This window comes from Streptomyces murinus (assembly GCF_002154555.1).
Classification (GTDB): Bacteria; Actinomycetota; Actinomycetes; order Streptomycetales; family Streptomycetaceae; genus Streptomyces; species Streptomyces murinus.
Genome location: NZ_MUNF01000366.1, coordinates 1 through 5,287 on the forward strand (window position 1 = coordinate 1; position 5,287 = coordinate 5,287).

Consider the following 5,287-nt stretch of genomic DNA (forward strand, 5'->3'; position numbering starts at 1 on the left):
GCACCGAGGAAATCGGAGCCGAAAGGATCTGATAGAGTCGGAAACACCGAAGGGAAGCCCGGAGGAAAGCCCGAGAGGGTGAGTACAAAGGAAGCGACCGTTCCTTGAGAACTCAACAGCGTGCCAAAAGTCAACGCCAGATATGTTGATACCCCGTCTCCGGTCATCACGACCGGGACGTGGTTCCTTTGAAATAAACACAGCGAGGACGCTGTGAACGGTCGGACTATTCCTCCGACTGTTCCGCTCTTCGGATGTGCACCGGATTACCGGTAAACATTCACGGAGAGTTTGATCCTGGCTCAGGACGAACGCTGGCGGCGTGCTTAACACATGCAAGTCGAACGATGAAGCCCTTCGGGGTGGATTAGTGGCGAACGGGTGAGTAACACGTGGGCAATCTGCCCTGCACTCTGGGACAAGCCCTGGAAACGGGGTCTAATACCGGATATGACCATCTTGGGCATCCTTGATGGTGTAAAGCTCCGGCGGTGCAGGATGAGCCCGCGGCCTATCAGCTTGTTGGTGAGGTAATGGCTCACCAAGGCGACGACGGGTAGCCGGCCTGAGAGGGCGACCGGCCACACTGGGACTGAGACACGGCCCAGACTCCTACGGGAGGCAGCAGTGGGGAATATTGCACAATGGGCGAAAGCCTGATGCAGCGACGCCGCGTGAGGGATGACGGCCTTCGGGTTGTAAACCTCTTTCAGCAGGGAAGAAGCGAAAGTGACGGTACCTGCAGAAGAAGCGCCGGCTAACTACGTGCCAGCAGCCGCGGTAATACGTAGGGCGCAAGCGTTGTCCGGAATTATTGGGCGTAAAGAGCTCGTAGGCGGCTTGTCACGTCGATTGTGAAAGCTCGGGGCTTAACCCCGAGTCTGCAGTCGATACGGGCTAGCTAGAGTGTGGTAGGGGAGATCGGAATTCCTGGTGTAGCGGTGAAATGCGCAGATATCAGGAGGAACACCGGTGGCGAAGGCGGATCTCTGGGCCATTACTGACGCTGAGGAGCGAAAGCGTGGGGAGCGAACAGGATTAGATACCCTGGTAGTCCACGCCGTAAACGGTGGGAACTAGGTGTTGGCGACATTCCACGTCGTCGGTGCCGCAGCTAACGCATTAAGTTCCCCGCCTGGGGAGTACGGCCGCAAGGCTAAAACTCAAAGGAATTGACGGGGGCCCGCACAAGCGGCGGAGCATGTGGCTTAATTCGACGCAACGCGAAGAACCTTACCAAGGCTTGACATACACCGGAAAGCATTAGAGATAGTGCCCCCCTTGTGGTCGGTGTACAGGTGGTGCATGGCTGTCGTCAGCTCGTGTCGTGAGATGTTGGGTTAAGTCCCGCAACGAGCGCAACCCTTGTCCCGTGTTGCCAGCAGGCCCTTGTGGTGCTGGGGACTCACGGGAGACCGCCGGGGTCAACTCGGAGGAAGGTGGGGACGACGTCAAGTCATCATGCCCCTTATGTCTTGGGCTGCACACGTGCTACAATGGCCGGTACAATGAGCTGCGATACCGTGAGGTGGAGCGAATCTCAAAAAGCCGGTCTCAGTTCGGATTGGGGTCTGCAACTCGACCCCATGAAGTCGGAGTCGCTAGTAATCGCAGATCAGCATTGCTGCGGTGAATACGTTCCCGGGCCTTGTACACACCGCCCGTCACGTCACGAAAGTCGGTAACACCCGAAGCCGGTGGCCCAACCCCTTGTGGGAGGGAGCTGTCGAAGGTGGGACCAGCGATTGGGACGAAGTCGTAACAAGGTAGCCGTACCGGAAGGTGCGGCTGGATCACCTCCTTTCTAAGGAGCACTTCTTACCGAGTTCGCTCGGTCAGAGGCCAGTACATCAGCGAATGTCTGATGCTGGTTGCTCATGGGTGGAACGTTGACTACTCGGCACACTTCGGATGATGAGAACGCCAGTACTGCTTCGGCGTGGAACGCGGATCTTGTCAGCGAGGGGTGTCGGGCACGCTGTTGGGTGTCTGAGGGAATGATCTTCCTTCAGTCGCCGGCCCCAGTGCACTCACCAGTTTCGGTTGGTGGGGTGATGGGTGGCTGGTCGTTGTTTGAGAACTGCACAGTGGACGCGAGCATCTGTGGCCAAGTTTTTAAGGGCGCACGGTGGATGCCTTGGCACCAGGAACCGATGAAGGACGTGGGAGGCCACGATAGTCCCCGGGGAGTCGTCAACCAGGCTTTGATCCGGGGGTTTCCGAATGGGGAAACCCGGCAGTCGTCATGGGCTGTCACCCGCTGCTGAACACATAGGCAGTGTGGAGGGAACGAGGGGAAGTGAAACATCTCAGTACCCTCAGGAAGAGAAAACAACCGTGATTCCGGGAGTAGTGGCGAGCGAAACCGGATGAGGCCAAACCGTATGCGTGTGAGACCCGGCAGGGGTTGCGTGTGCGGGGTTGTGGGATCTCTCTTCTCCGGTCTGCCGGCCGTAGGGCGAGTTAGAAACCGTTGATGTAGACGAAGGACATGCGAAAGGTCCGGCGTAGAGGGTAAGACCCCCGTAGTCGAAATGTCAGCGGCTTGCTTGAGAGACACCCAAGTAGCACGGGGCCCGAGAAATCCCGTGTGAATCTGGCGGGACCACCCGCTAAGCCTAAATATTCCCTGGTGACCGATAGCGGATAGTACCGTGAGGGAATGGTGAAAAGTACCCCGGGAGGGGAGTGAAATAGTACCTGAAACCGTGTGCCTACAAGCCGTGGGAGCGTCGGATGCAGCTTGCTGCATCTCGTGACTGCGTGCCTTTTGAAGAATGAGCCTGCGAGTTTGCGGTGTGTTGCGAGGTTAACCCGTGTGGGGAAGCCGTAGCGAAAGCGAGTCCGAACAGGGCGATTCAGTAGCACGCTCAAGACCCGAAGCGGAGTGATCTAGCCATGGGCAGGTTGAAGCGGAGGTAAGACTTCGTGGAGGACCGAACCCACCAGGGTTGAAAACCTGGGGGATGACCTGTGGTTAGGGGTGAAAGGCCAATCAAACTCCGTGATAGCTGGTTCTCCCCGAAATGCATTTAGGTGCAGCGTCGTGTGTTTCTTGCCGGAGGTAGAGCACTGGATAGGCGATGGGCCCTACCGGGTTACTGACCTTAGCCAAACTCCGAATGCCGGTAAGTGAGAGCGCGGCAGTGAGACTGTGGGGGATAAGCTCCATGGTCGAGAGGGAAACAGCCCAGAGCATCGACTAAGGCCCCTAAGCGTACGCTAAGTGGGAAAGGATGTGGAGTCGCACAGACAACCAGGAGGTTGGCTTAGAAGCAGCCACCCTTGAAAGAGTGCGTAATAGCTCACTGGTCTAGTGATTCCGCGCCGACAATGTAGCGGGGCTCAAGCGTACCGCCGAAGTCGTGTCATTGCAGCAATAGCCCCAACGGGTGCTGTGATGGGTAGGGGAGCGTCGTCTGCCGGGTGAAGCAGCACCGGAAGGTAGTTGTGGACGGTTGACGAGTGAGAATGCAGGCATGAGTAGCGATACACACGTGAGAAACGTGTGCGCCGATTGACTAAGGGTTCCTGGGTCAAGCTGATCTGCCCAGGGTAAGTCGGGACCTAAGGCGAGGCCGACAGGCGTAGTCGATGGATAACCGGTTGATATTCCGGTACCCGCTGTGAAGCGTCAAACATCGAGCATCGTGATGCTAAGGCCGTGAAGCCGCCCTGATCTCTTCGGAGTTGAGGGGAGTGGTGGAGCCGCTGAACCGAGCGGTTAGTAGGTGAGTGATGGGGTGACGCAGGAAGGTAGTCCATCCCGGGCGGTGGTTGTCCCGGGGTAAGGGTGTAGGACGGTGTGTAGGTAAATCCGCCTCTCATATAAGGCTGAGACCTGATGCCGAGCCGATTGTGGTGAAGTGGATGATCCTATGCTGTCGAGAAAAGCCTCTAGCGAGTTTCATGGCGGCCCGTACCCTAAACCGACTCAGGTGGTCAGGTAGAGAATACCGAGGCGTTCGGGTGAACTATGGTTAAGGAACTCGGCAAAATGCCCCCGTAACTTCGGGAGAAGGGGGGCCACACTCGGTGATGACCTTTACGGTCTGAGCTGGGGGTGGCCGCAGAGACCAGCGAGAAGCGACTGTTTACTAAAAACACAGGTCCGTGCGAAGCCGTAAGGCGATGTATACGGACTGACGCCTGCCCGGTGCTGGAACGTTAAGGGGACCGGTTAGCTCCATTTCGGTGGGGCGAAGCTGAGAACTTAAGCGCCAGTAAACGGCGGTGGTAACTATAACCATCCTAAGGTAGCGAAATTCCTTGTCGGGTAAGTTCCGACCTGCACGAATGGCGTAACGACTTCTCGACTGTCTCAACCATAGGCCCGGTGAAATTGCACTACGAGTAAAGATGCTCGTTTCGCGCAGCAGGACGGAAAGACCCCGGGACCTTTACTACAGTTTGATATTGGTGTTCGGTTCGGCTTGTGTAGGATAGCTGGGAGACTTTGAAGCTCATACGCCAGTGTGGGTGGAGTCGTCGTTGAAATACCAGTCTGGTCGTGCTGGATGTCTAACCTGGGTCCGTGATCCGGATCAGGGACAGTGTCTGATGGGTAGTTTAACTGGGGCGGTTGCCTCCTAAAGGGTAACGGAGGCGCCCAAAGGTTCCCTCAGCCTGGTTGGTAATCAGGTGTTGAGTGTAAGTGCACAAGGGAGCTTGACTGTGAGACCGACGGGTCGAGCAGGGACGAAAGTCGGGACTAGTGATCCGGCGGTGGCTTGTGGAAGCGCCGTCGCTCAACGGATAAAAGGTACCCCGGGGATAACAGGCTGATCTTCCCCAAGAGTCCATATCGACGGGATGGTTTGGCACCTCGATGTCGGCTCGTCGCATCCTGGGGCTGGAGTCGGTCCCAAGGGTTGGGCTGTTCGCCCATTAAAGCGGTACGCGAGCTGGGTTTAGAACGTCGTGAGACAGTTCGGTCCCTATCCGCTGTGCGCGTAGGAGTCTTGAGAAGGGCTGTCCCTAGTACGAGAGGACCGGGACGGACGAACCTCTGGTGTGCCAGTTGTTCTGCCAAGGGCATGGCTGGTTGGCTACGTTCGGGAGGGATAACCGCTGAAAGCATCTAAGCGGGAAGCCTGCTTCGAGATGAGGACTCCCACCCACTTGATGGGGTAAGGCTCCCAGTAGACGACTGGGTTGATAGGCCGGATCTGGAAGCCAGGTAACTGGTGGAGGTGACCGGTACTAATAGGCCGAGGGCTTGTCCTCAGTTGCTCGCGTCCACTGTGTTGGTTCTGAAACCACGAACAACCATTGCTGGTTGAATGTT

At 57.1% G+C, this 5,287-nt stretch carries 2 rRNA genes; both read left to right on the top strand.

From position 1 onward, the window contains the following. Positions 1-279 precede the first annotated feature (279 nt). A 16S ribosomal RNA gene (locus CCN72_RS22070) occupies positions 280-1,804 on the top strand. Positions 1,805-2,105: 301 nt separating this feature from the next. Beyond that, positions 2,106-5,226: ribosomal RNA gene (locus tag CCN72_RS22075) — 23S ribosomal RNA — on the top strand. Together the 16S and 23S rRNA genes form the textbook arrangement of a ribosomal RNA operon. Positions 5,227-5,287 lie beyond the last annotated feature (61 nt).